The sequence below is a fragment of the Weizmannia acidilactici genome, from assembly GCF_008974225.1.
Taxonomy (GTDB): Bacteria; Bacillota; Bacilli; order Bacillales; family Bacillaceae_C; genus Weizmannia; species Weizmannia acidilactici.
Genome location: NZ_BKZR01000134.1, coordinates 1 through 231 on the forward strand (window position 1 = coordinate 1; position 231 = coordinate 231).

Below are 231 nucleotides of genomic sequence, written 5' to 3' on the forward strand. Positions count from 1 at the left end.
CCTCGTATAATAAGTTTAAATCCAAAGTGGATGTCAATTTCCAGTTCATTCTGCTGCTCATTGACAAGTGAATATAAGATTTTGTATTCCGGGCTCGCCCGGAATACAAGTTCGGACTTGGACGCTTCGCGATGTTCCCGGATAATGGTCTTAGGATCGTTTGGGTCAATGCTTCCCCTCCTTGTAGCCTGACTACTCGAAAAGTCTGCATCCCCAGGTTCTTGCTTGAAC

At 45.5% G+C, this 231-nt stretch carries 1 protein-coding gene; it reads right to left on the reverse strand.

Annotated elements, in window-relative coordinates; translation table 11 throughout:
* Nucleotides 1-231 (reverse strand): hypothetical protein (locus tag GBH70_RS17040; protein ID WP_216643895.1); only part of this gene is annotated, 231 nt, incomplete at both ends.